Origin of the sequence: Achromobacter sp., from assembly GCF_032113835.1 — a bacterium.
Lineage (GTDB): Bacteria > Pseudomonadota > Gammaproteobacteria > Burkholderiales > Burkholderiaceae_B > Achromobacter.
The window spans coordinates 25,971-51,159 of the sequence record NZ_DAMCTG010000032.1; the positions used below are offsets into that span (position 1 = coordinate 25,971).

The 25,189-nt window shown below is 64.0% G+C and carries 18 protein-coding genes and 2 tRNA genes; 13 read left to right on the forward strand and 7 right to left on the reverse strand.

What is annotated here, in order from left to right; all coding sequences use genetic code 11:
* Positions 1-36: 36 nt before the first annotated feature.
* Positions 37-112: transfer RNA gene (locus RT697_RS13430), tRNA-Gly, on the reverse strand.
* 207 nt (positions 113-319) lie between these two features.
* Here RT697_RS13430 and RT697_RS13435 point away from each other — a divergent pair.
* From RT697_RS13435 to RT697_RS13450, 4 genes are read left to right on the forward strand one after another with little or no spacing between them, the layout of a single operon-like run.
* The gene (locus tag RT697_RS13435) at positions 320-2,149 is read left to right on the forward strand and encodes an AAA family ATPase (protein WP_313699488.1); all 1,830 of its coding nucleotides are present in this window, start codon (positions 320-322) and stop codon (positions 2,147-2,149) included.
* Positions 2,146-2,799, forward strand: coding sequence for a 4Fe-4S cluster-binding domain-containing protein (locus RT697_RS13440; protein WP_313699490.1), 654 nt, complete (start codon positions 2,146-2,148; stop codon positions 2,797-2,799). Before RT697_RS13435 ends, RT697_RS13440 begins: the two co-directional genes overlap by 4 nt.
* The gene (locus RT697_RS13445) at positions 2,796-9,041 is read left to right on the forward strand and encodes an AAA domain-containing protein (protein WP_313699492.1); all 6,246 of its coding nucleotides are present in this window, start codon (positions 2,796-2,798) and stop codon (positions 9,039-9,041) included. Before RT697_RS13440 ends, RT697_RS13445 begins: the two co-directional genes overlap by 4 nt.
* Positions 9,038-10,381 carry a hypothetical protein gene (locus RT697_RS13450; protein WP_313699493.1) on the forward strand — a complete coding sequence of 448 codons (1,344 nt, stop codon included), beginning with the start codon at positions 9,038-9,040 and terminating at the stop codon, positions 10,379-10,381. Before RT697_RS13445 ends, RT697_RS13450 begins: the two co-directional genes overlap by 4 nt.
* Positions 10,382-10,480: 99 nt before the next feature.
* On the opposite strand, the gene RT697_RS13455 is transcribed toward RT697_RS13450, so the two are convergent.
* Positions 10,481-10,556: transfer RNA gene (locus RT697_RS13455), tRNA-Gly, on the reverse strand.
* 215 nt (positions 10,557-10,771) lie between these two features.
* Here RT697_RS13455 and murB point away from each other — a divergent pair.
* A complete protein-coding gene (murB, locus tag RT697_RS13460) occupies positions 10,772-11,815 on the forward strand; it encodes a UDP-N-acetylmuramate dehydrogenase (RefSeq protein ID WP_313699495.1) in 1,044 nt (347 codons plus the stop codon).
* Between the two features lie 285 nt (positions 11,816-12,100).
* On the opposite strand, the gene dapB is transcribed toward murB, so the two are convergent.
* Positions 12,101-12,892 carry a 4-hydroxy-tetrahydrodipicolinate reductase gene (gene dapB / locus RT697_RS13465; protein WP_313699496.1) on the reverse strand — a complete coding sequence of 264 codons (792 nt, stop codon included), beginning with the start codon at positions 12,890-12,892 and terminating at the stop codon, positions 12,101-12,103.
* Between the two features lie 16 nt (positions 12,893-12,908).
* A complete protein-coding gene (locus RT697_RS13470) occupies positions 12,909-13,445 on the reverse strand; it encodes an outer membrane protein assembly factor BamE (RefSeq protein ID WP_313699498.1) in 537 nt (178 codons plus the stop codon).
* 154 nt (positions 13,446-13,599) lie between these two features.
* On the opposite strand from RT697_RS13470, the gene fur reads away from it, so the two are divergent.
* Positions 13,600-14,019 (forward strand): ferric iron uptake transcriptional regulator, encoded by a 420-nt coding sequence (gene fur / locus RT697_RS13475; protein ID WP_175184123.1) that lies wholly within the window; start codon positions 13,600-13,602, stop codon positions 14,017-14,019.
* Between the two features lie 140 nt (positions 14,020-14,159).
* Here the strand turns inward: fur and recN are convergent, their stop codons facing one another.
* Positions 14,160-15,821: a DNA repair protein RecN gene (recN, locus tag RT697_RS13480; protein ID WP_313699500.1), complete on the reverse strand. Its 1,662-nt coding sequence runs from the start codon at positions 15,819-15,821 to the stop codon at positions 14,160-14,162.
* Positions 15,822-15,834: 13 nt separating this feature from the next.
* Positions 15,835-16,734 (reverse strand): NAD kinase, encoded by a 900-nt coding sequence (locus RT697_RS13485; RefSeq protein WP_313699501.1) that lies wholly within the window; start codon positions 16,732-16,734, stop codon positions 15,835-15,837.
* A gap of 141 nt (positions 16,735-16,875) precedes the next feature.
* On the opposite strand from RT697_RS13485, the gene hrcA reads away from it, so the two are divergent.
* The 7 genes from hrcA (at position 16,876) to dnaJ (ending at position 23,621) form a co-directional block, all read left to right on the forward strand.
* Complete coding sequence (gene hrcA / locus RT697_RS13490) at positions 16,876-17,880, forward strand: heat-inducible transcriptional repressor HrcA (protein ID WP_062840377.1); 1,005 nt, start codon at positions 16,876-16,878, stop codon at positions 17,878-17,880.
* Positions 17,881-17,925: 45 nt separating this feature from the next.
* Positions 17,926-19,041, forward strand: a complete 1,116-nt coding sequence (hemH, locus tag RT697_RS13495; protein WP_313699503.1) for a ferrochelatase — start codon at positions 17,926-17,928, stop codon at positions 19,039-19,041.
* Positions 19,031-19,267, forward strand: coding sequence for a hypothetical protein (locus RT697_RS13500; protein WP_313699505.1), 237 nt, complete (start codon positions 19,031-19,033; stop codon positions 19,265-19,267). Before hemH ends, RT697_RS13500 begins: the two co-directional genes overlap by 11 nt.
* Before the next feature lie 127 nt (positions 19,268-19,394).
* Positions 19,395-19,952 carry a nucleotide exchange factor GrpE gene (grpE, locus tag RT697_RS13505; RefSeq protein WP_056568733.1) on the forward strand — a complete coding sequence of 186 codons (558 nt, stop codon included), beginning with the start codon at positions 19,395-19,397 and terminating at the stop codon, positions 19,950-19,952.
* Positions 19,953-19,966: 14 nt separating this feature from the next.
* A complete protein-coding gene (locus RT697_RS13510) occupies positions 19,967-20,371 on the forward strand; it encodes a thioredoxin family protein (protein ID WP_313699507.1) in 405 nt (134 codons plus the stop codon).
* Between the two features lie 84 nt (positions 20,372-20,455).
* Complete coding sequence (gene dnaK, locus RT697_RS13515) at positions 20,456-22,381, forward strand: molecular chaperone DnaK (protein WP_313699509.1); 1,926 nt, start codon at positions 20,456-20,458, stop codon at positions 22,379-22,381.
* A 109-nt stretch (positions 22,382-22,490) separates the two neighbouring features.
* Entirely contained in the window at positions 22,491-23,621 is a 1,131-nt protein-coding gene (gene dnaJ / locus RT697_RS13520; RefSeq protein WP_313699510.1) for a molecular chaperone DnaJ, read from the forward strand.
* Positions 23,622-23,747: 126 nt separating this feature from the next.
* On the opposite strand, the gene RT697_RS13525 is transcribed toward dnaJ, so the two are convergent.
* Complete coding sequence (locus RT697_RS13525; protein WP_313699512.1) at positions 23,748-24,029, reverse strand: DUF4148 domain-containing protein; 282 nt, start codon at positions 24,027-24,029, stop codon at positions 23,748-23,750.
* Between the last annotated feature and the right edge of the window lie 1,160 nt (positions 24,030-25,189).

The window sequence follows — 25,189 nt, forward strand, 5'->3', positions numbered from 1 at the left end:
CTTACAGAAATCCGTAGGAGTCTGTAGAGAATAATTTGGAGCGGGAGACGAGTCTCGAACTCGCGACCTCAACCTTGGCAAGGTTGCGCTCTACCAACTGAGCTACTCCCGCATTTTCTTGCCGTTTTTTTGCAAGAGGCGAGAGTATAACGGCTTTTTAAAAAAATGCACGCGAAGGGCTACCGCGACGAATCGGACAAGACGGTTTCGCTGGTCTTCGTGCCGCCAGAAGATGCTGCGCCTTCTCTGTGCCGCGCCGATGAACGGTAGCGGCCTATGGTAACGTTTTACGTCTATTTTCTGCAGCCCTTGCCCAAATATGTCCGCCTACGTCAAACCCAGATGGTTACGGGACACGCTAAGGTTTCTTCCGCTTAAAAGCCAGTTCGTTCTGTCCGGGAATGTGCGCGATTTGCAAGCCTGCGAGGTGGCGCCGGGATTGGTGACCGCGCAACCGCTCGTGAGCACACTCGCCGACAATTTGCGCGACGCCGGTTACGCCCAAGCAATCGTTTGGAATCCCGTGGCAGGGTTTACGGTGCCCGATAGCGCTCAGGCGCCGGCCGAACCTGCTGACGAGACCTTGCGCCGGTTGGGTCTGACGCCGGTCGACGGGGCGGCGCCAGGCGGAATCGACGCGCTTACTGCCTGCCTGGAGCGGTTGGTCGCCCTGCCTGGCAGGCCGGTTGCGCTGATCGTTGATTTTGCATCGCGCCTGGCGATTCGCAGCGAAACCCTGAGCGCGGCGGAACATGCCTTGTTCACTCGAGCCTTGGTGCTGGCGCACGGCGCGGCAGCGCGTCCCGCAGGAGATTCGCGCAAGCCGTTCTTCAATACTGTGATCTGGATCGTCGATAAGGAAGGCGACCTGCCCGATTGGCTGTTGATCGAAAATCCGCGCATCCGGCACGTTCCGGTGTCCAAGCCGGACAGTGCCGCGCGCCGTGCCTTGGCGGGCGCTTTGCTGCGTGGCGTTCCCGGCGCCAAGGACGCGCCGCCTGAAGGATTGGCCGAGGCCGAATCCGCTTTTGTAGACGGCTCCGAAGGTCTGCTGCTGGCCGATATGAACGCCATCGCCACGTTGGCACGCGTCGAAGAGGTGCCCATCGAAAATATCGCGGATGCGGTGCGGCGCTATAAGGTCGGCGTAACCGAGGATCCATGGCTGCGGCTTGATCGTGACAAAATCCGCAACGCCGAGGCGTTCATCCGCCGCCGAGTGAAAGGGCAGGCACATGCGGTGACGCATATGCTCGATCTGGTCAAACGCGCCATGACGGGTGTCGGCACCCAGCGCAAAGGCAATCGGCCGCGCGGCGTCGCCTTTCTGGCCGGGCCGACAGGCGTGGGCAAAACCGAACTCGCCAAGACGATCACCAGCCTCTTGTTCGGCGATGAAAGCGCCTACATCCGCTTTGACATGTCGGAGTTCAGCGCTGAGCACGCGGACCAGCGTCTGATCGGCGCGCCGCCGGGCTACGTCGGCTATGACGTGGGCGGCGAGTTGACGAATGCGATCCGTGAGCGGCCGTTCAGCGTCGTGCTGTTCGATGAAATCGAGAAGGCGCATCCTCGCATCCTGGACAAGTTTCTGCAGATTCTCGACGATGGCGTGCTGACTTCGGGGCGCGGCGATCGCGTGTACTTCTCGGAGGCGTTGATCGTTTTCACGTCCAACCTGGGCATCTATCGCCAGGACGAGTCGGGCCAGCGCGTGGCGAATGTCCATCCGGCCGATGGCTTCGAGGACATCCAGAAGAATGTGCTGGGCGAGATCCAGCGGCATTTCAAGCTCGTGCTCAATCGCCCTGAGATCCTGAATCGCATCGGCGAGAACATCATCGTGTTCGACTTCATTCGCCCAGAGGTCGCGATCGAGATTTTCGAGCAGATGGCGCACGCCATGCTGACGGACATTGCCGCGTTGGGTATCACTGTTGAGATCACGCCTGCTTCCAGGACGGCGCTGCAGCAGCGCTGCATCGGCGACCTCTCCAATGGCGGACGCGGCATTCGCAACCAACTCGAGGCGCATTTGCTCAATCCGCTCGCGCGGGGGTTGTTCGATCAGGACGCGCAGCCTGGCGACCGTTTCTCGATCTCGGGCATCGATGCGGGGACCTTTCATCTGGAAAAGCGCAGCCCATGAATATCCGGATCTCGCGCCTGCATTTCCCCGTGACCACACTGGGACCCGGGCGCCGAATCGGAATCTGGTTTCAGGGCTGCTCCATCCGTTGTCCCGGCTGCATTTCGATGGACACCTGGACGCCGGCAGGCGGGGAAACGCAGGTTGACGCGGTATTGGCGCAACTGCGGGGTTGGGTGCCCGATGCGGACGGCTTCACGATTTCGGGCGGTGAGCCTTTCGATCAGCCAGAGGCGCTGCTCACGCTCCTGCGTGGATTACGGCGGCTGTCGGCGGCCGACATCCTGGTCTATAGCGGCCACGCCCATGAGCGACTGACCAATGTGCTGGTCACCGCCGACGGCCTGATCGACGCCTTGATTACCGAGCCTTTCGATATGACCGCGCCACAGACGCTGACGCTGCGCGGCAGCGACAACCAGCGTCTGCATTGCCTCACGCCGCTGGGCCGCCAGCGATTTTCCGCGTTGCCCCGCCCCGCCAAGGCGCTTGACGTGATGTTCGACGACGATGGCAGCGTATGGTTCGCGGGAATCCCTTCGCGCGGCGATTTCCAGCGATTGCGCGAGCTGTTGGCCGATCAGGGCCATCACGTCCAGACCAGCGCCGCCAAGGCGCCAGACAGACAAGACAGGAATCAGCAGTCATGATGCGCTATTGCCCGAACTGCCACACCGAGCGATCGGTGGACGAGTTCTTTTGCGCCGGCACGATCCACGGTGTGGAGTGCAACTGGGATTTGTCGCAGGTGCCGATACGCGCGGAGGGGTGGCGGCCGCAGGAAGTCAGAACCATCGAGGCCGGAAAGGAAGATCCGGCGCCGCCCTCGCTGGCATGTGTCAATGGCCACTCCATGAGCGAAGGCGACCTGATGTGCCTGACGTGCGGCAGCGATGCCGCAGGCGCTGCGGACGTGGGCAGCGAGGCAGCGGCAGATCCCGACGAGACCCGGATTGACGGCTGGCGGCTGGTGCGGCAGATATCCAGCACCGATGGGGTACGCGAACGCTATCTCGCGCAGCAGCAGGATACGGGTCGCCAGGCGGTGCTGACGCTGTACCGGCCCGGCGCGGAGCCGGATCCGGCGGTCTACGACGTGTTGCACCGCCTGGCGAAAGGCCATGTGCCGGAAATCCTCGCGACAGGCCGCTGGGACGGCCGCGCGTATGAAGTTGCCGAGGAAATGAGCGGCGGCACGCTGGCCGATCTTGGCATCGCCATGCACGACGCCGCCGCCATCCGGCATATTGTCGATGAACTCGGCCAGGCGCTGCATGCCTTCTCCGAGGTCGGACTGCGGCATCGCGATCTGCGGCCGGCGACCTTGCTGGTGCGCAGCCGCGAACCGCTGGACCTGGTCATCAGTGGCTTCGGCTCGGCGCGCTTGTCGGAGTTCGACCTGGACATCGTGTCGCCGCTGGAAACGACGCGCTATATGGCGCCCGAGGCAATTGCCGGCGGTGTCGCACCGGCTTCCGATTGGTGGAGCCTGGGCATGATCCTGCTGGAGCAGTTGACGCACGGCCGCTGCTTTGAAGGGATCAATCCGCACGCCTTCCTGATTCATGTGCTGGCCAACGGAGTCGCGCTGCCGGATGACCTGGACCCCTCGCTGCATCTGCTGCTGCGCGGGCTGCTCGCCCGCGACCGGCACGCCCGCTGGCAATGGCCTCAGGTCAAGGCATGGCTGGACGGCAATCCGGTGGTGGCGCCTTCGGCAAGCCAGATCGAGGCGGACGTCGAGGAGGGCGCCACCATCTCCCTGGGCACGCGGCAATTCCGCCGGCCGGCCGTGTTCGCGCTAGCCGCTGCGGAGAGCGAAAACTGGCAGGAGGCCCGCGACCATCTCAACCGCGGTGTGGTGCTGACCTGGGCAGAGCAGGCAGACGCCAGCGCCCGGACACTGACCGGCTTACGTCAAATCATGCAGTTGGACGGCGTCGACGACGACGGCCGCCTGATGATCGCGCTGAAGCTCTTGAACGCCGACATGCCGCTGATCCTGCGCGGCGACATCGTCACGCCGGGCTGGTTGCTGCAGCATCCCCTGGAGGGTTATGACCTGGTGACAGGCCCGATACCGGATTTTCTGGAGAAGCTGGATACCGAAAGCTGGATCTCCCGGCTGCGCGCACGCGCAGAGCAGGTGCGGCAGCGCGCGGGAAATCTGGACATTGCGCTCGATGAGGACATGGTGCGGGTCGCGTTGCTGTCCACCTCGCGCGCCGCGCTGGCGGCGCAATGGGAAGAGCGCAGACAGTTGCTGCCGGACGCCGAACACGCGGGTTTGTTGTCCCTGTCCGAGCGCCGCGTCCTGAGCGAAGAAGACCTGATCGTCCTGCTCAGCGCCGCGATCTCGCAGTTCCGCTCGGTCGAAGAGATTCTCGACCAGGCGGCCGACGTGGCGCAACGCGAGAGCATTCTGCTGTTTGACCGCGACGCGGCGCGTCCGACGCTGGCGCTATCCCGCTCCGATCTGTTCCGCGCCGTCGACGACCGGATCGCGGGATTTGCCCGCACGAACAACAAGACGCTGGACGAATGGGCGGATCAGTTTCGTCTCGAGCGCCGCCTGCCACTGCATCTGGCGCTTGTCATGCTGTCGGTGCCGCCGGAGCAATGGCTGGAGCCGCAAAAGCAGCAGTACGTGGTCCAGGTGCTCGATTTCTTCGAGAAGAAGGTGGCGACCACGGTGCTGCGCGGCCCCTTGGTGCGGATGAGCATCGGCAAGACCACGGGCCGGATCGATTTGAGCGAACTGAACGGCGAACGCAGCCGCAGCGGCGCGCTGCTCGATCACCTTGTGGCGCGCAATGCGCAGCCGGTGCCGGTGGATCCCGCCGTATTCAGCGCGTCACCAATGCTGGAGAACCGCCTGCACACGCTGCACCGGCAGACCTCGCTTTACAAGCGCGATACCGGAATAGATGGCCTGTACGTGGGCTTTCCTTTCCTGCTGCATAAGGAGCGTCGCAGCGCCATCCGGCCGCGTATCGCGCCGATTCTGCTGTGGCCGATCAAGCTGCTGATGGAGTTGGGCACGCGCGGACAGGTGTCCCTGGCCTTTGACGGCGAGCGCGAAGAAATTCGCCTGAACCCGGCGCTCGAAGGTCTACTGGGCAGGGAGGAGGTCAAGGCCTGGAGGGCGGCGGCCAATGACGTGTTGCAGCGGTCGGCGCTGAAGGCGGGCGATGTCGTCGATGCGTTCGGCCTGCTGGCCGACGTGGCGGGGCGGCAGCTCGGCGCGTTGCCGCCGCTCGCGATCGATATGCCCGCCGGCAGCGCCCGGATCGTCAGCGCGGCGGTTTTGTTTCATGTGGATTTCGCGGGTCAGGCCATCGGCGAGGACTTGCGGCAGCTCAAGCAATTGTCGCCTTCCGGCACCGCGCTTGAATCCATGTTGCGGCTCAAGGACAAATCGGCCTTTGACGCGACAGCGGCGGGGTCCGCCGAGATCGACCGCTACCTGACTGTGGCGAGCGATCCTTCGCAGGAAGCGGCAATCCAGCAGGCGCGGCAGGAACCGGGCCTGCTCGTCGAAGGCCCGCCTGGCACGGGCAAGAGCCAGACCATCGTCAATATGGTCGCCGACTCGATCGGGCGCGGTAAGAGCCTTCTGATCATCTGTCAGAAGCATGCTGCGCTGGAAGTGGTGCACAAGCGGCTGGTTGCGGAAGGCCTGGGTGATCGCGTCGTGATGGTCAACGATGTGAACAAGGACAGAGAGCCGACGATACGCGCCGTGCGTGAACAGTTGGAATCCATTCTGCGCGGAACATCGTTCGATCATGGTTGGATTCGGCAACGCGAACGTATGGCAGCCCGGATCGAAGCCCTGGAGGGCGAGCTCGACCGGCAGCACGTGGCGCTGCATCAGGTCGACGAACTGACGGGCCTGAGCTTTCGAAACCTGCTCGGCGAGCTCATCCGTCTGGAGGCGGGCACGCCGCCCATCAGCGTGCCGCAGCTGCGCAGCAGGCTCGCGGCGTTGGATATCTCGGCGCTGACGACATTGGAAGAGCAGTGCGCGCCACTGGCACGATATTGGCTGCCGGCGAAATACGAAGGCAGCGCCCTGGCGCAGCTCCTGCCATTCGCGACGGACGCGGCCACGCTGGAAGGCTTCAATGTGATGTTTGCCGGATTTCGCGAGGCCGAACGGGTTCGCGTCGACACGCTGGCCGCGCATCCGGCACGCTTCGACATCGACGACCCTGAGCCATATCGGGCCTGGCTGGACATCAACGCGAGCCGTCTCGTTGCCCTGGACGAGACGCAGCGCAAGCGTCTGGCGCAATGGCTGCCCTTGTTCCGGCCTGCCGGCAATCCAGACGGCGAGGGGCAGCGCCTGTGCGCTGCGTTGGCCGGGCTGCACCGCGAGCTGCTGGCACGTGGAATCGCCGATCATGACCCCGTGGTGTCACCCGCCGTCGCACGTCTGAACGATCAGGAACTGGATCGCCTGGAAGCCAAGGCGGCGCTGGCGACGCGCCCGCCCAGCTTCTGGACCCGTCTGAATCCATTTGCCTATGTGCGCCGTGCCAATCTGATGGCCTTCATCAAATCGGCCGGTGCGGTCCAGGACGATGACGGCTTGCGCAAGCTTCTGGCGGCCAGCCGGCTGGAGCAGGGTTTGAGACCGCTGCGCGCCCGGCTGAACCGCATGAGCCGCGAGCTTGGGCTGGTGGAGGTCGCGCCGGCCGAAGTGCTGGGGCTGTCCGACGCCTGCCTCACGCGTCTGCGCCAGCTTGAAGAGGTACGCGAGCTTGCGGAGCATCTCGCGGTTGCGCCGCGCGGCGACGAGTTCGAGTCAGCCGTCATGACTGGCGACCGCGGACCAGTCGAGCAACTGCTCGACGGCTTCGAGGCGGCGTTTGTGCGGCATAACGTCCGCCTGCACAGTCTTGAGGCCTTGGCGCCGCTTGAAGAATCGCTGTCGCCTGAGTTGGTGGCGGCCTGCCGCAAGGCCATCGCGCAGAATGTCAGCTATCTGGCGCCGTTGAACCGGTTTGGCGACGCCTTGCCCACGCTCGCTGCCTATCAGCAATTCAGGGCCAGGGCGCGTCACCTCAGCCCCGACGCAATGGCGGCGTTCGCGATCATGCGCGGCGCTGAGGAGGCGCTGGTTGCGCTGCAGCCGGGCGATCTGGACGCTGCGGTTCGGCGGTTGATCAATCGTGAAGCCAGGCTGGGCTGGAAGCGCCGCATGGAACAGGACAATCCGGAATTGCTGCTCGATCAGACGGAGACTGCGTCCAAGATTCGATCCCTGGCCGAAGCCGACCAGCGGATGCGCGAGCTCAACCGCGAAGTGTTGCGCAACGGAATAGACCGATCCCGGCTCGGATCCGCGCGGTCCTGGGAGGACGTGACGCGCCTGACAGGCCGCCGATCGCGGCGTCTGCGCGAATTCATCGAGCTGGGCTCAGACCTGGGCTTGATGGCTGTTCGGCCCGTGTGGCTCATGAACCCTGACGTGGCCAGCCGTGTGCTGCCGCTAAAGCCTGGCCTGTTCGATACGGTCGTCTATGACGAAGCCTCGCAGATGCCGGTGGAATATGCCATTCCGACGTTGTTCCGGGGCAATCTGTCGATTGTCAGCGGCGATGAGAAGCAGATGCCGCCGACGGCGTTTTTTTCGGGCCGGGTGGAAAGCGACGAGGCCGAGGTCTATGACGGCGAGCTGCCGGACGACGCCGCGACCGAGGACGAGCGTGAGCGGTTCGAAGACACCTGGAACCGGCGCGAGATCAAGGATTGTCCGGACCTGCTGCAATTGGCGCGCAGTGCCTTGCCGGTTTCGACTTTGCAGATCCACTATCGATCGGCGTATCGCGAACTGATCGGCTATTCAAACGCAGCCTTTTACGACAACAACCTGAGCGTTCCGGTACGGCATCCCGATTCCACGGTGCGCGAAGTCAGGCCGCTGGAGTTGATTCAGGTGGACGGCCAGTATGAACAGCAGACCAACGGCGCGGAAGCGGACCGCGTGGTGGACTACCTGGCCGAAGTCTGGAAACAGGGGGCCGGGCAGCGTCCTTCGCTGGGCGTCGTCACCTTCAACCGCAAGCAGGCTGATCTGATTCAGGAGCGCCTGGAGCTGCGCGCCGAGTCCGACGAGGCTTTCAGGAACGCCTACCGCGAAGAGCTGGAGCGGGTGGACCGCGGTGAGGACATGGCCGTCTTCGTCAAGAACGTCGAGAACGTGCAAGGTGATGAGCGTGACGTCATCGTGTTCTCGACCACCTTCGGGCGCAACGGTCAGGGCACCTTCCGGCGCCTTTTTGGCGTGCTCGGACAGCGGGGGGGCGAGCGGCGGCTGAACGTGGCGGTGACGCGAGCGCGTCAGAAGGTGGTGTTGGTCACGTCCATGCCGATACGCGAGATCTCCGACATGCTGACCACGCAGCGCCGGCCATCCGCGCCGCGAGACTATCTGCAGGGTTATATGGAATACGCCCGCGCCATGTCGAATGGCGAATTGGCTGCGGGGCGCGCATTGATGGGAAGAATGAGCAGCGAGCGGGCCCACGCCAAATTGCGTCAGGTCGACGCCGCCGATGGTTTTGCGGCCGATGTGTTTGCGTATCTGAATACGCTGGGTGTTTCGGCGGTGCCGGCTCAAGAGGGCGATGCCTTCGGCCTGGATTTTGCGATCGCCGATCCGGAAACCGGGCTGTATGCGATCGGCATCGAGTGCGATGCGCCGCGCCATCCGCTGTTGATGCGTGCCAGGGCTCGGGAAATCTGGCGTCCTTCGGTGCTGGGCCGCGCGATCCCGAAACTGCACCGTGTGTCCTCGCAAGCTTGGTATCAGGAGCCCGAGGCCGAGAAGGCGCGTTTGAAGGAAGCGGTGGAACTTGCCATGGCTCAGGAGGTGGCGGCATGAGTGGTCCGAAAGTTGTAGTGCTGGTTACGCGCGAGCAGATGCTGGCGATGGCCGATGGCTTGTTGAACCGGCTGGACCAGGCCATTGCGTCATGGGCTGCCGAGGGGCAGCGCTGCGGCATGTTGTCTGACGAAGAGATTGCCGCGACCCGGAGGCGCCGCGCGTCGCTCGCGGCCCTGATGGAAACCGACGATCTGGTGCAGTTGCAGAAGCAGGTGCCGGACGAGATCGCCTTCCTGAAGGCCGATGTTTCCAGGCGGCAGCAGGCGGCCGCCGAAAGGGCGGAGCAGGTGGCCAGACGCCAGCGCCACTCGCGCCATGGCGCGGCAACGGTGCTGCGCGCGCTCGAAGCGAAGGGCGTCGCGATTCCGGCCGAGTTGAAAGAATCGCTGGCGCGGATGCGTGCAGGCAAGTCGCTGGACAATGCCGAGGCCGTGCTGGCCCATGCCTTTGCTTTGTTGGCGCCCGCCTCTCCCGCGACGCTCAGCGCGGCGCAGCAAGCTCTGGCCCAAGGGCTGCGTTCCTCCTCCGGTACTGACATGGATGTCCAGGCCTGGAAGGCAGCCAACGCGGCGCTGGACCGCGATCCGGCCATCGCGAGGCTGGATCGGCACATCGGTGAGGCCGCCGTCCACCTGGGGCAGGTCGAGGCGGCCGAGTTTGCCGCCCGACTGCTGGTGGTGGAGCAGCAAGCGGATGAAGCGCGCGGCCGGCTCCTCATGGACAGCCTGATTCTGGACCTGGCCGGCGCGATCGACACGGCTCGCAAGCGACGCGCAGCGCGCGAGACGCTGCAAGAACTGGGTGCCGAGATAAGGGCCTATTCCGCTTCCGAAGCGGCGACCTTTGCCGAGCGAGCCAGCCAGCTCGGTGTCGGCGCGTCAATCGCTGCCATGGATGTCTTGATCGAATCGGGACAGGCGCTGGTCGCGCAAGCCCAGCAGCAACAGGCGGCAGAGGCCAGGCGCCACGCGGTTCTGGGCGGCCTGGCGAAACTTGGCTATGAGGTCCACGATGGCATGGAAACCGCATGGGCCAACGATGGCCGCGTGGTGGTCAGGAAACCGTCGGTGCCTGGTTACGGTGTGGAGGTGGGGGGGCAGGCCGCTCGGATGCAGGTCCGGGTCGTCACCACGGATGCCGAGCGCGACGTGTCGCGCGATAGGGACGTGGAAATTATGTGGTGCGGCGAGTTCGGTCAATTGCAGGAGCTGCTGGCAAGCCGGGGCGACGAGATGCTGATCGAGCGCGCGTTGGGCGTCGGTGAAGTGCCGCTCAAGGTGGTCTCCAATGCGCAAGAGACCCAACGCGGGGCAACGCAAAACCGCAGCATGTCGTAGGCGGTCTTCTGATCGCTGGACGAAAAAAAAGCCGAAACATGAAGTTTTCGGCTTTTTTTCAATCGTTCGTGGACAGAAGGTGTCCATGAACAAAAATTCTGGAGCGGGAGACGAGTCTCGAACTCGCGACCTCAACCTTGGCAAGGTTGCGCTCTACCAACTGAGCTACTCCCGCATTGGTTCCGCAAACTGCTCAGAACCGCTTTTCTTATTCACTCTGATCAACTTGGTTATCGATCAGAAGGCGCGCAGTCTAGCACGATTTTTTGAGCTTGTCCTGAGCCGCTGTGGCTGCGCCGTGGCTGTTTCGATTTGAACTTCAAATCGGGTCAAGCACTCAATCAAGTAAACTGAGCGAAGACAGAAACTATAGCACACCACGTAGCACCCATGTCAAATTCCTTCGCCGGACCAGCGCCCGATTCGTTGTTTCCAGCCATGCAGGACCTTACTCGCCTGAACACGCTGGGACTCGCATCCCGGGCCGACGCGTTCGTCGCGCTGCGCGATCCGGCGCAATTGCCTGCTTTGTCGGCGCTCGCGCAAGCAGCGCCATCGCTGCTGGTGCTGGGCGGCGGCAGCAACGTGGTGTTGCCTGAGCGTGTGCCGGGCCTGGTCGCGCACGTGGTTTTCCCGGGCGTGCGCCTCGTGGAAGCGAGGCCGGACGCATGGATCGTCGAAGCCGCGGGCGGCGAGAGCTGGCACGGTTTCGTGTCGGCGTGCGTGGCGCAGGGATGGGACGGCCTGGAGAACCTGGCGTTGATCCCCGGTACCGTGGGCGCCTCGCCCGTGCAGAACATTGGAGCCTATGGCGTCGAGCTGCAAGAGCGCTTTCATAGCCTGACGGCGTGGGATGTGCGCAAGGCGCGCTTCGTGGAAATGCATGCGGCCGATTGCCGGTTTTCGTACCGCGACAGCGCGTTCAAGCACGATGAGCCCGGCAGCTGGATCATCGTAAGCGTGCGCTTCGCGTTGCCGCGCCCCTGGAGGCCGGTGCTGGAATATCCGGATCTGCAACGCCATGAGCGCCTGTCGAACGGATCACCCAGCGCGCGCGACGTGTTCGAGGCGGTCTGCGAGATCCGGCGAGCCAAGCTGCCCGACCCCGCCGTCACGGGCAATGCCGGCAGCTTCTTCAAGAATCCGATCGTGCCGGCTGCGCAGCGCGATGCGCTGGCGGCGCGCTTTCCCGGCCTGGTGTCGTATCCGCAGCCCGATGGCCGCTACAAGCTGGCCGCCGGCTGGCTGATCGATCAATGCGGCTGGAAGGGCAAGGCGCTGGGCGCGGCTGGCGTGCACGATCGCCAGGCCCTCGTGCTGATCAACCGCGGCGGCGCCAAGGCCGCGGACATCATGGGCCTGGCACGGGCGGTGCAGGACGCCGTGGCTGACCGTTATGGCGTGCGGCTGGAACCCGAGCCTGTCGTGGTGTGACCCGGCGGGCCAACAGGCAGAGATGGCGCAGACGGTGTCAGACACCCGGTGGAGAGGGGCGTCAGCACGCTACAGCAGTTCAGCGGGTGTCAGACACCTGGGGCGGCCTCCACTTCAGCGGGTGTCAGGCACCGGGGGCGGTCTCCACTTCAAGGTGTCTGACACCCGTCGGAATAGACCGCCAAGCTGATCAGGCGTCGCTAGGGTGTCTGACACCCCTGCCAAACCGAGCCGAGCATGAAAAAAGGACCCCGAGGGGTCCTTTTATTTGCGCTGGGGATCGGATCAGAGGCCCAGCACCGACTGCATATCGTAGAGACCGTTGGTCTTGCCGTCGAGGAAGCGCGCGGCGCGCAGCGCGCCTTCCGCGTAGGTGGCGCGGCTGGACGAGCGATGGGTGATCTCGATGCGTTCGCCGATGCCGCAGAACGACACGGTGTGATCGCCGACGATGTCGCCGCCGCGCAGCACCGAAAAACCGATGGTGCCGGGTTTGCGCACGCCGGTGTCGCCGTGGCGGCTCCAGGTGGCGACGTCGGGCAGCGCCACGTCCCACGCGGACGCAATCGTTTCGCCCATCTTCAGCGCCGTGCCCGACGGTGCATCAACTTTGTTGCGGTGATGCGCTTCGAACACTTCGACGTCATAGCCGGCGTTCAGGATGCGGGCCGCCATGTCCAGCAGCTTGAGCGTGGCGTTGACGCCCACGCTCATGTTCGGGGCGAACACGATGGCGGTCTTTTGCGCGGCGACTTCGATCGCGGCGCGGCCATTGTCGTCAAAGCCGGTGGTGCCGATGACGGCCTTCACGCCGTGCTTGACGCAGGCTTCCAGGTGCTTGAGCGTGCCTTCGGGACGGGTGAAGTCGATCAGGCAATCGGCGCCGGCAAGGGCATCCAGATCGTCAGTGGTGGCAACGCCCGTCTGCTTGCCCAGCGTGGCGCCGGCATCGCGGCCCAGCGAGGGAGAGCCCGGGACGTCCAGCGCAACGGCCAGTTCCAGGCCGTCGGCCTTCAGGATGGCGTCGATCAGCATCTGGCCCATGCGGCCGTTGGCGCCGGCGATAGCAATACGCATAAAAAAGTCCTTCGGTTTAGAGCAGGGGCTCGGGCGCGTTGCCCGGCTGGCCCGGATACTGGTTGAGCGGGCTGACGGGCGCATCGGCGTCGCGCTTGCGTTCACCCTGCTCTTCCTCGGTGCGGGCTTCGTCCCGGTCCAGGCGCTTGTCGGTCTTTTCGTCGGCAATGGCGCTCGGCGTGTTGATCTGGTAAGGCTGCAGGTCAGGCTGCTTGTCGCCTTCCCAGCGCACGAGGCGGTCGTTTTCGAACCAGACGGTGAACTTGCGCTCTTGCGGATCGCCGTAACCGGGCTTGAAGTAGTACGGGTAGTCCCAGCGGTTGGCGTGCAGCACGCTGGTCAGCGTGGGGCTGCCGAGCGCGAAGCGGACCTGTTCGCGGGTCATGCCGGGCTGGAGCAGTGCTACCTGTTCCTGCGTGATCCAGTTACCCTGCTGGACCGGAGCCTTGTATGGAAAGCCCCATTTGTTCGAGGTGCAGCCCGCCAAGGCGACGGCCAGGGCGGCGACGGCCAAACCGGTCTTCAGAGAGCGGGAGGGAATACGTGCAAACATGGACACTACGCGCCCCTATTATTTGGAAGCAAGCAAAACCGTTATCATAAAGGTTTCATCAGGATAGTTCCGCGTGGCGGCATGAATTCGGCGAGCCGGCTTGCGGTGACCCCAGTCCTTGCCCATGCCAACGCGGACGGAGAGCGATTACACCATGAGCGACCAAAGCGAACTGAAAAACATGGGTTTGAAGGCGACTTTTCCTCGCCTGAAGATCCTTGATATTTTCCGCAAATCGGGTGAACGGCACTTGAGCGCCGAAGACGTCTACCGCGCCCTCATCGGCGAAAACGTCGAAATCGGCCTGGCTACCGTCTATCGCGTGCTGACCCAGTTCGAGCAGGCCGGCATTCTGGCGCGCAGCCAGTTCGACAGCGGCAAGGCCGTTTTCGAGCTGAACGACGGCGACCACCACGACCACCTGATCTGCACCAATTGCGGAAAGGTTGTCGAGTTCTCGGATCCCGAGATCGAAAAGCGCCAGCAGAAGATCGCCAAGGACAATGCCTTCGCGCTGGAAAGCCACGCGATGGTGCTGTACGGCGTCTGCGGTAGCTGCCTCAAGGGCCGTTAAGCCCGGCTTGGCAGGCGAGCAGCCGGCCCGTCCGGCTGCTTAGCCGAAAAATAAAGCCCCTTCAACGTGAAGGGGCTTTATGCATTTTTGCGTTTGCATTTGCGCTTCGGCCAGCGGATGCGCCGGTGCGGCACCGGAAATCAGGGCGCGGTCTGTCCGAAGCCTTCCAGCATTTCGCGCGCGTGTTCGCGGGTGGTCGCGGTGAGCTTCATGCCGCCCAGCATCCGCGCGATTTCCTCGACGCGGGCCGAGGAATCCAGCGGTTCGATGCTGGAGCGCGTGGTGCCGCGCGATTCGGCCTTGCTGACCAGGAACTGGTTATTGGCGCAGGCGGCGACCTGGGGCAGGTGGGTGACGCACAGCACCTGATGGCGTTCGCCCAGCTCGCGCAGCAGCTTGCCGACGGATTCGGCGACAGCGCCGCCCACGCCGCTGTCGACTTCATCGAAGATCAGCGTGGGGACGCGCGCCGCGCGGCTGGCGATGACCGACAGCGCCAGCGAGATGCGGGACAGCTCGCCGCCCGATGCCACCTTGGCCAGCGGGCGAGGCGTGGTGCCGGCGTGGCCGGCCACCAGGAATTCGACCTGTTCGCTGCCGTGCGCCGACGGCGCTGACGGCGCTAGCGTCGGTTCGAAGCGGCCGCCCTGCATCGCGAGCGTCTGCATGGCCTGTGTGACCTGCTTGCCCAGATCCTTGGCGACCTTGCGGCGCGCGGTCGTGAGCTTGGCGGCGGCCGCGTCGTATTGCGTTTGGGCTGCGGCGGCCTGGGCGCGCAGCGCGTCGATGTCGCCGGCGGCCTGCAGGGCCGCCAGCTCCGAATGCAGCGATTCCCGCAATTCGCACAACGCATCGGGTTCAACGCGGAACTTGCGCGCGGTCTCGAACACCAGGCCAAGACGTGCTTCCACGTCCGCGAGCCGCTTGGGATCAAGTTCGACCCGGCTGACGTAGTTGTTCAGGTCCGACACGGCCTCGCTGATGGCGATGCGGGCCGATTCCAGTTCGTCGTGGACGCCCTTCAGGCCCGGATCGTGCCGCAGCATCTGCTGCAGGCGCTGGTTCGCGGCCGTCAACCGGTGATGTGCCGAGTCGCCTTCGCCGTCCAGCGTTTCAAGGATCTGCGAGGCGCCATCCAGCAGCGATTGCGAATGCGACAGTCGCGTGTGCTCGGATTGCAGGGCTTCCCATTCGTCCGGCCCGAGATTGAGCTGGTCGAGCTCATTGACCCGCCATTGCAGGCTTTCGCGTTCCGATGCCAGGCTTTCCGCGTCTTTTTCGGCGGATTCCAGTTGGCGCGCCAGGGCGCGCCACTGCTTCCAGGCTTGGCCGACCGCCTGGCGGAGATCGCCATGGCCGCCGTGCGCGTCCAGAAGATCGCGCTGGGCGTCGGGACGCATCAGGCTTTGGTGCGCGTGCTGGCCGTGGATGTCGACCAGGCTGTCGCCGAGTTCGCGCAGTTGCGCCACGGTGGCCGGCGTGCCGTTGATGTAGGCGCGGCTGCGGCCTTGGGCGTCGATGACCCGCCGCAGCGAGAGTTCGTCGTCGGCGTCGATTTCGCGTTCAACCAGCCACGCGTGCAGGGCCTTGGGGGTGTCGAAAACGGCGGTGATGTCGGCGCGGGTCGCGCCTTCGCGCAGCATGCTGGCGTCGCCGCGCTCGCCAAGGGTGAGGGCCAGCGCATCGACCAGGATGGATTTGCCGGCGCCGGTCTCGCCGGAAAAGACGGTGAAGCCGGGCCCGAAATGGATCTCGGTCTGTTCGACGATGACGAAGTCGCGGATGTGCAGGGTGCGCAGCATGTGGGGGCGCTAACTACTCTACGTTGTCGGAGGCTTCGGGCATCAGGTTCCAGTGCAGCTTGCGGCGCAGGGTGGAGAAGAAGCTATAGCCTTCGGGATGCACGAATCGGATGGTGTACGGCGCGCGCTGCACGACGATGCGGTCGCCCGGTTGCAGGTCGGACCAGGTCTGCATGTCGAAGTGCACGCTGGCGCCGACTTCGACGCGGCCCATGGCCGTGAGCGTCATGTTGAGCACGCCGGTGTCCGGGATGACGATGGGGCGGTTCGACAGGGTCTGCGGCGCCACGGGCACCAGCACCAGCGCGTTCATGCCGGGGTGCAGGATCGGGCCGTTGGCCGACAGCGCATAGGCGGTAGACCCGGTGGGGGTGGCGATGATCAGGCCGTCGGCGCGCTGCGTGTACATGAAGGCGCCGTCCAGTTCGACCCGGACCTCGATCATGCCGCCGCGGCCCGCGCGGTTCAGGACCACGTCGTTCAGCGCCGACGCGGAATACATCTTTTGATCGCCACGCCACACGCTGCCTTCGAGCAGCATGCGGTCTTCGATCTGGAAGCTGCCCTCAAGCACCCGCGCCAGCGCGGCGTGCGCGTCCTGCAGGGCGATGTCGGTGATGAAACCCAGGCGTCCGTGGTTGATGCCGATCAGGGGCATGCCGTAGGGCGCAAGATGCCGGCTGGCGCCCAGCACCGTGCCGTCGCCGCCCATGACCACGGCCAGCGAGGCGGTCTTGCCGATTTCCTCGAGGGTGGCGATGGGGTATTCGGTCAGCCCGGTATTGCGCGCCGTGTCCGCGTCGATCAGCACATGCCGGCCCGCTTGCGTCAGCGCGTGCGCAAGGGCTCTCAGCGGTGTGTCCAGGCCGGTGTCCTGGTATCTGCCGATCAGGGCGACTGTAGGAAAATGCATGGCAGCGTACAAATAAAAAAGGGCAAAACCGCAAAGCTGAATGCGCCCAGGATGGGTCAATTAGCCGATTATATGGGGCCGTATATCGGGTTGCGGGACAAAAATCGCCCCAACCTAAAAAGATTCCCTAAAATAGCCGCCATGGATGACCGCGCACGCGCATTACTGAAAGCGTTGATAGAACGCTACATCGCCGATGGGCAGCCAGTCGGCTCGCGGACGCTATCTAAAGTGTTTGATTTGTCCCCGGCCACCATCCGCAACGTCATGGCGGACCTGGAAGAGCTGGGGCTGATCCACAGTCCGCATACCTCCGCCGGCCGTGTACCCACGCCGCGCGGTTACCGCATGTTCGTCGATTCGCTGTTGTCGGTACAGTCGTACCAGCTTCAGCCGCACAACATGGGCGAAATGCTCTCTGCCGCCGAACCCACCCGCGCCGTCAACGCGGCCGCCGCGTTGCTGTCGAACCTGACGCAATTCGCGGGCGTGGTGCTCACGCCCAAGCGGGCCCAGGTGTTCCGCCAGATCGAATTCATCCGCCTGTCCGACAAGCGCGTCCTGCTGATCATCGTGACGCCCGATGGCGACGTCCAGAACCGCATTCTCTTCGTCCAGCGGGATTACGCCGAATCTGAGCTGCTGGAAGCCGGCAATTTCTTCAACATGCACTTCGCCGGCAAGTCGTTCAATGCCGTGCGGCAGACGCTGTCGACCGAGCTGGCCCAGTTGCGCGAAGACATCTCGCGCCTCATGCAGGCTGCCGTCGAGGCCAGCGCCGAAGCCGCCGAGGACGGCGATGCGGTGGTCATTTCCGGCGAGCGCAAGCTGCTGGACGTGACCGACATCGCGTCCGACATGGACCGGCTGCGCAAGATGTTTTCGTTGTTCGAGAAAAAGACCGACCTGCTGCAATTGCTGGATGTCTCCAGCCGGGCGCAGGGCGTGCAGATCTACATCGGTGGCGATTCGCAACTGGTGCCCCTTGAAGACGTTTCCGTCATCACCGCGCCGTACGGTGTGGATGGCAAAGTGGTGGGCACCCTGGGCGTCATCGGTCCGACCCGCATGGCCTACGAGCGCGTCATACCCATTGTGGACATCACGGCGCGCCTGCTGTCCAACGCCCTCAGCCACAACCAGTAGTCCCATTCAAAGCTACATCCTCCTTGCGGAGGAAGGGGAGTTTTTGTGTTTCTTCGCCTGTTCAAGTATCTCTGGCCTGAGCGCTACCTTCCTGAACCCGAGCAAGAAGACCCCTTCAACGAAGATCCGCCGCCGCGCCTGCCGGGCAAGGTCGGCGTGCTGCTGGTGAACCTGGGCACGCCCGACACGCCGACGGCGAAGGGCATCCGCAAGTACCTGGGCGAATTCCTGTCCGACCCCCGCGTCATCGAGATCCCGCGCTACCTCTGGAAGCCCATCCTGCACGGCATGGTGCTCACGCGCCGCCCCAAGCGGCTTGAGCCGCGCTATGCCGGCATCTGGATGAAGGAAGGCTCGCCCCTGATGGTCTACAGCCAGCGGCAGGCCGATGGTGTGCGCGCCGCCCTGCAGGCGGCCGGAGTGGATGCCGCGGTCGAACTGGGCATGCGCTACGGCAATCCCTCCATCCCGCACGCCATCTCGAACCTGCGCAAGCAGGGCTGCGAGCGCATCCTGACGGTGCCCCTGTATCCGCAGTACGCCGCCAGCACCACCGCCACCGTGGTCGACGCGGTCACCCGCTACATGGGCAAGTTGCGCGACCAGCCGGAGATGCGCTTCATCAAGCGTTTCCACGATGATCCCGCCTACCTGGACCCGCTGGCCGCGCGCATCGAACGGTACTGGAGCGAACACGGCAAGCCCCAGAAGCTGGTCATGAGCTTTCATGGCCTGCCGCGCTACTCCATCGAGCTGGGCGATCCCTACTACCGCGACTGCATGGAAACGGCCCGGCTCCTGGCGCAGCGGCTTTCGCTTCCCCGCGACCAGATCGAAGTGACCTTCCAGAGCCGGTTCGGCACCGCCCGCTGGCTGGAGCCCTACACCGAGCCGACCCTCAAGGCGCTAGCCGCATCGGGCGTCACCGAGGTCGATGTGGTGTGCCCGGGATTTGTGGCAGACTGTCTCGAAACCCTGGAAGAAATCAGCCTGGAATGCCGCGACGCCTTTCTCGAGGCGGGCGGCAAGCAGTTCCGTTACATTCCCGCCATCAATGACGATCCAGCCTGGATCGCGGGGTTGTCGGGTCTGGTGGAACGATACTTGCAGGGGTGGGTTCCAGACACCACGGACTTGAAGGAGAAGGCGCATGCACCATGATCCCAAGACTGGCGACACGGTCAAGAAGGGCAAAGTCAGCACTCCGGTCGACGAGGACCGCGTCGAACATGACCTGGATGAGGCCTTGGCCGATACTTTCCCGGCCAGCGACCCGGTCGCGATTCCTTCCGATCCGGATGCCGACGACAAGCGCGTCGACCGCGCGCTGAAGGAAAGTTTCCCCGCCAGCGACCCCGTGGCGCCCGCGCAGCCGAGCAAAAAGTAGCCAAACCGCCGCCGGGAGTCCGGTCGCGGCGCCGGGTCCTGGGGAATTATTCGCTTAACCGGGCTTGAATTAGGGGTATTGGTCCCCATTCATGTCTGCGAAAGCCATTCTTTTTGGAGGATTCCCCATGACGGCACCCCACGAGCCTGCTGACCAGGCGCCCGAAGTCGGCCAGAACGCCGATGCGGCACCCGCCGCCCAGGACGCCGCGCAGGCCGAGCTGAACGAGTTGCGCGCCCAATTGGACGCCGCCCAGGCTACCGTCAACGAGCAGCACGACCAGCTTCTGCGTGTGCAAGCCGAAGCCGAGAACGTGCGCCGCCGCGCCCAGGAAGAAGTGTCCAAGGCGCGCAAATTCGGCATCGAATCGTTCGCCGAAAGCCTGGTTCCGGTCAAGGACAGCCTGGAAGCTGCCCTGGCCCAGCCCGATCAGACGGTCGAAACCCTTCGCGAAGGCGTCGAAGTCACCCTCAAGCAGTTGGCCGCCGCGTTCGAGCGCAATCTGCTCAAGGAAATCGCGCCGGCGCAGGGCGACAAGTTCGATCCGCACCAGCACCAGGCCATTTCGTCCATTCCCCACGAGCAGCCCGCCAACACGGTGGTGCAACTGCTGCAGAAGGGTTATGTGATCGCCGACCGCACCCTGCGCCCCGCGCTGGTGATCGTCTCGGCCGGCCAAGGCTGAACCGTCTTCCCGCCATGACCGACCCGCGCTTCGAACCGGCCCAGGTATTCCAGGTGTTCGGCATGCGCCATGTCGACACCGCGGGATTCGACGCGGCCGTGGTGCAGGCGCCCGGCGCGGACCTGCGCTGCGTCTTCCTGTGGGGCCAGGATTGCTACAACTGCAACCTGTTCAAGCAGGCGGCGCTGCTGCATCAGGAAACCCTGCTGGGACTGGGCCTTGCGTGGTTCGAAGCCGATGTCTACGCGGACGAACCGCTGGGCCGCCGTTTTTCATTGCATGGCGTCCCCACTTTTGTGCTGTACCGGTCCGGCAAGCGCCTCGGGCGCATCACCGGCTGGCCCGGATTGCCCCAGTTCACCGCGGCAATCCACCGCCTGCAGGACCCGGACCCGGAAATTTCCAGCCCGGCGTCTTGAAAAACCCCACGGGCAGCCCCAGTTATGGGGAGACAAGCAGTTTTCCCCAAATTTTCATAGATTTAATAATCAAGGTAACCCACCATGAGCAAGATTATTGGCATTGACCTGGGAACGACCAACAGCTGCGTGGCTGTCATGGACGGCGGGCAGGTCAAGATCATCGAAAACGCGGAAGGTGCTCGCACCACCCCCTCCATCGTTGCCTACATGGATGACGGCGAGACCCTGGTCGGCGCGCCTGCCAAGCGCCAGGCCGTGACCAACCCGCGCAACACGCTGTACGCCGTGAAGCGCCTGATCGGCCGCAAGTTCGAAGAAAAGGCCGTGCAAAAGGACATCAACCTGATGCCCTATGCCATCGTCAAGGCCGACAACGGCGACGCCTGGGTTGAAGTGCGCGGCAAGAAGATGGCGCCTCCCCAAGTCTCGGCCGACGTGCTGCGCAAGATGAAGAAGACCGCCGAGGACTACCTGGGCGAAGAAGTGACCGAGGCCGTCATCACCGTGCCCGCCTACTTCAACGACAGCCAGCGCCAGGCCACCAAGGACGCCGGCCGCATCGCGGGCCTGGAAGTCAAGCGCATCATCAACGAACCCACCGCCGCGGCGCTGGCGTTCGGCTTGGACAAGACCGAAAAGGGTGACCGCAAGATCGCCGTCTATGACCTGGGCGGTGGCACGTTCGACGTGTCCATCATCGAAATCGCCGACGTGGATGGCGAAAAGCAGTTCGAAGTGCTGTCGACCAACGGCGACACCTTCCTGGGCGGCGAAGACTTCGACCAGCGCATCATCGACTACATCATTGCCGAGTTCAAGAAGGAACAAGGCGTTGACCTGTCCAAGGACGTGCTGGCCCTGCAGCGCCTGAAGGAAGCTGCCGAAAAGGCCAAGATCGAACTGTCGTCCACGCAGCAGACCGAAATCAACCTGCCGTACATCACGGCCGACGCTTCCGGTCCCAAGCACTTGAACCTGAAGGTCACGCGCGCCAAGCTGGAAGCGCTGGTCGAAGAACTGATCGAACGCACGATCGAGCCCTGCCGCGTCGCCATCAAGGACGCCGGCGTCAAGGTTTCCGACATCGACGACGTGATCCTGGTCGGCGGCATGACCCGCATGCCCAAGGTTCAGGAAAAGGTGAAGGAATTCTTCGGCAAGGATCCGCGCAAGGACGTGAACCCGGATGAAGCCGTCGCCGCTGGCGCCGCCATCCAGGGCTCCGTGCTGTCGGGCGAACGCAAGGACGTGCTGCTGCTGGACGTCACGCCGTTGTCCCTGGGTATCGAAACCCTGGGCGGCGTCATGACCAAGATGATCCAGAAGAACACCACGATCCCGACCCGGTTCTCGCAGACGTTCTCGACCGCCGACGACAACCAGCCGGCCGTGACGATCAAGGTGTTCCAGGGCGAGCGCGAAATCGCCGCGGGCAACAAGGGCCTGGGCGAGTTCAACCTTGAAGGGATCCCGCCGTCGCCGCGCGGCATGCCGCAGATCGAAGTCACGTTCGACATCGACGCCAACGGCATCCTGCACGTGTCCGCCAAGGACAAGGGCACCGGCAAGGAAAACAAGATCACCATCAAGGCCAACTCGGGTCTGTCGGAAGACGAGATCCAGCGCATGGTCAAGGATGCCGAGGCCAACGCCGAGGAAGATCACCGTATTGCCGAGCTTGCCCAGTCGCGCAACCAGGCCGATGCGCTGGTGCACGCCACCCGCAAGTCGTTGACCGAATACGGCGACAAGCTCGAAGCCGCTGAAAAGGAAAGCATCGAGGCCGCCATCAAGGACCTGGAAGACACGCTGAAGGAAGGCGACAAGGCCGCGATCGACGCCAAGGTCGAAGCCCTGTCGACGGCTTCGCAGAAGCTGGGCGAAAAGATGTACGCCGACATGCAGGCGCAGCAAGCCGCCGGCCAGCAGCAAGCGGCCGACAACGCGAAGCCGGTGGACGACAACGTCGTCGACGCCGACTTCAAGGAAGTCAAGCGCGACCAATAATGGCCGGGCACTGACCTGCCTCTGCCGCCCGGTAGCCGGAGAAATCCGCCTACCGGGCGTACTCATTCTGTAGCACTGAAAAGAAGGCTCGGTTTCGAGCCCACGGATCATGGCAAAACGCGACTATTACGAAATCCTGGGCGTGGCAAAAAACGCCTCGGACGACGATCTCAAGAAGGCCTATCGAAAGCTGGCCATGAAATACCATCCGGACCGCAATCCGGACAGCAAAGAAGCCGAAGAGAAGTTCAAGGAAGCCAAGGAAGCCTACGAGGTCCTGGGCGATGACCAAAAGCGCGCCGCATACGACCGCTACGGTCACGCCGGCGTCGACCCCAACGCCGCCGGCATGGGCGGCGCGGGCATGGGCGGCGGTTTTGCCGACGCGTTCGGCGACATCTTCGGCGAGATTTTCGGCGGCGCCGGCGGTGGCCGTCGCGGCGGCGGTCCCCAGGTCTACCGCGGCGCCGACCTCAAGTACGCGCTGGAAATCTCCCTGGAACAGGCGGCCGCCGGTTTCGACACCGAAATCCGCGTTCCCAGCTGGGAAAACTGCGACACCTGCCACGGTTCCGGCGCCAAGCCCGGCACCTCGCCCAAGACCTGCCGCACCTGCGGCGGCTCGGGCGCCGTCCGCATGCAGCAGGGCTTCTTCAGCGTCCAGCAGACCTGCCCGACCTGCCACGGCAACGGCAAGGAAATCACGGATCCGTGCGCGTCCTGCGACGGCGTCGGCCGCATCCGCCGCAACAAGACCCTCCAGGTCAAGATTCCGGCCGGCATCGACGACGGCATGCGCATCCGCTCCAGCGGCAATGGCGAACCGGGCATCAACGGCGGTCCTCCGGGCGACCTGTATGTGGAAATCCACATCAAGCAGCACAAGATCTTCCAGCGTGACGGCGACGACCTGCACTGCGAACTGACCATCCCGTTCACCACGGCGGCGTTGGGCGGCGAACTCCAGGTTCCCACGCTGGGCGGCAAGGCCGAGATCTCCATCCCCGAAGGCACCCAATCCGGCAAGACCTTCCGCCTGCGCGGCAAGGGCATCCGCGGCGTGCGCGGCAGCTACCCGGGCGATCTGTACTGCCACGTCGTTGTGGAAACGCCCGTGCGCCTGAGCGACGACCAGAAGAACATCCTGCGCCAGTTCGAGGCTTCGCTGAACGACGGTGGCGATCGCCACTCGCCGCAAAGCAAATCCTGGACGGACCGCGTGAAGGAGTTCTTCAGCTGATCACTCTTCAGTTGATCACGCTGCCGTTCAGCACAAAAAAGCCGCGACTATCGTCGCGGCTTTTTTTTGCGCCAGAAGTGCTTGGGACGTTAGGTCCGGTATTGCGACGCCAGAACGGCGAGCCGCTTAACGGGCGGTCGGCGGGTAGTCGAGTTCGCCGAAGGTGTATTCGCCGTCGGTCTTGGCTTGCTGGAGCTGGGTGCGCACGTCCTGTTCGGTCAGATTGGAAGTGGGAGGCTGCGCCACCTGATAGTCCTGCTCGCCAAAAGTGTATTGGCCGCTGACCTTGGCTTCTTGCAGCTCGGCCGCGACCTGGGAGCGGGACTTGGAATGTTCAACGCCGGCTGCGTGCGCACCGGCGCCGGCCAGGGCCAGGGAAACAAACAGCGTCGTGGCCAGGATTTTCATGAGTGAGACCTCCAGATTGTTTTAAGTGAGACCGAGCCCGGCGGCCTTCTTTCGTGGCCTATCTTTCGAATCTGATGGCCAGATGCAGCACGCCAAAATCTCGGCATAAACCCGCACGGCATGAAACCACCTTCCAACTTTGCGAGATATCGAAAGGCTTTTAAAAATTACGCATATGCGGGAATACACAGTCAGCAGCCTATCGCAAGGACGCAACACTCACCCTTGAAGCCGCCTGCGGCAGCGCCCGAGGGACCCGAAGCAGGGGTAGTCCGGAGCGAACGCTCCGGACCGCAATCGCGGCCCTGCGCGCCGGGGGCATCGGATTTTCGTAGGGTTCATCAGATCTTCGTAGGCCGACCGACGCCGCGGTCACCGGGGAGGCGATCGCCCACGATTGCGGTCTGGAGCCTTCGCTCCGGACTGCCCCGTTGTCATCTTCGTCCGCCTTCGGCTCCCTTCAGATTCCCTCGGGCGCATCGACGGCGCTCGCGCCCACGGTGACCGCGACGCCGTGCTGCTAGGGTCTTTGGTTTGCGCGCTACAAGACCTGTGCTCAGGGCAGGAAATCTGCGGGGCCGCCGGGTTGCTGCCGCCCGGGCGGCGGCAACCCAGCATTGGGCCGGTGGGTCGTCGTGACGATGGTCGCTTGCGCGCTGGTGACGTTTAGTTTGCTAATGGCCCGCCGTCATGGAGCGAGGAGCGATGATGGGCGTCGCGGCGACGTTCAGCCAAAACGTGCCGACCCGTACGCGCCGCCCATCGGCACTGGAGTTCAAATGACGATAAATGTCGGCCGGTTTTGAACTTCCCACAAGCGTCTGCCGCTGCCGGTGTCTGACACCCTAGGGAGACGCACTTGGTATGAAGCGAATCTCACCAGGGTGTCAGACACCTCATTCCGTCTCACGAATTCGGGGGTGTCAGACACCTCATTTAGTCCTACGAATTCGGGGGTGTCAGACGCCTCAATCGGTCTTACGAATCTGCCGGTGTCTGACACCCTTGAGAGATGCTCTTGGTATGTCGCGAATCTCACCAGGGTGTCAGACACCTAGAGCAGAAGCAGCCACACGCGAAGCGGCATCGTCACGACGCAAGACAGCGCGTAAGCCCCCAAAGGCCGCCCGCGCGGCCGGCCGGGGGCGGGCACCGCAAGA

Bases quoted from the DNA above. Each gene is read 5' to 3' on its own strand.
- grpE (WP_056568733.1), top strand. From the start codon at position 19,395: ATGACGGCACCCCACGAGCCTGCTGACCAGGCGCCCGAAGTCGGCCAG.
- dnaJ (WP_313699510.1), top strand. From the start codon at position 22,491: ATGGCAAAACGCGACTATTACGAAATCCTGGGCGTGGCAAAAAACGCC.
- hrcA (WP_062840377.1), top strand. From the start codon at position 16,876: ATGGATGACCGCGCACGCGCATTACTGAAAGCGTTGATAGAACGCTAC.
- RT697_RS13445 (WP_313699492.1), top strand. From the start codon at position 2,796: ATGATGCGCTATTGCCCGAACTGCCACACCGAGCGATCGGTGGACGAG.
- murB (WP_313699495.1), top strand. From the start codon at position 10,772: ATGTCAAATTCCTTCGCCGGACCAGCGCCCGATTCGTTGTTTCCAGCC.
- RT697_RS13450 (WP_313699493.1), top strand. From the start codon at position 9,038: ATGAGTGGTCCGAAAGTTGTAGTGCTGGTTACGCGCGAGCAGATGCTG.
- RT697_RS13485 (WP_313699501.1), bottom strand. From the start codon at position 16,734: ATGCATTTTCCTACAGTCGCCCTGATCGGCAGATACCAGGACACCGGC.
- RT697_RS13500 (WP_313699505.1), top strand. From the start codon at position 19,031: ATGCACCATGATCCCAAGACTGGCGACACGGTCAAGAAGGGCAAAGTC.
- RT697_RS13510 (WP_313699507.1), top strand. From the start codon at position 19,967: ATGACCGACCCGCGCTTCGAACCGGCCCAGGTATTCCAGGTGTTCGGC.
- dapB (WP_313699496.1), bottom strand. From the start codon at position 12,892: ATGCGTATTGCTATCGCCGGCGCCAACGGCCGCATGGGCCAGATGCTG.
- RT697_RS13525 (WP_313699512.1), bottom strand. From the start codon at position 24,029: ATGAAAATCCTGGCCACGACGCTGTTTGTTTCCCTGGCCCTGGCCGGC.
- RT697_RS13470 (WP_313699498.1), bottom strand. From the start codon at position 13,445: ATGTTTGCACGTATTCCCTCCCGCTCTCTGAAGACCGGTTTGGCCGTC.
- fur (WP_175184123.1), top strand. From the start codon at position 13,600: ATGAGCGACCAAAGCGAACTGAAAAACATGGGTTTGAAGGCGACTTTT.
- RT697_RS13440 (WP_313699490.1), top strand. From the start codon at position 2,146: ATGAATATCCGGATCTCGCGCCTGCATTTCCCCGTGACCACACTGGGA.
- RT697_RS13435 (WP_313699488.1), top strand. From the start codon at position 320: ATGTCCGCCTACGTCAAACCCAGATGGTTACGGGACACGCTAAGGTTT.
- dnaK (WP_313699509.1), top strand. From the start codon at position 20,456: ATGAGCAAGATTATTGGCATTGACCTGGGAACGACCAACAGCTGCGTG.
- recN (WP_313699500.1), bottom strand. From the start codon at position 15,821: ATGCTGCGCACCCTGCACATCCGCGACTTCGTCATCGTCGAACAGACC.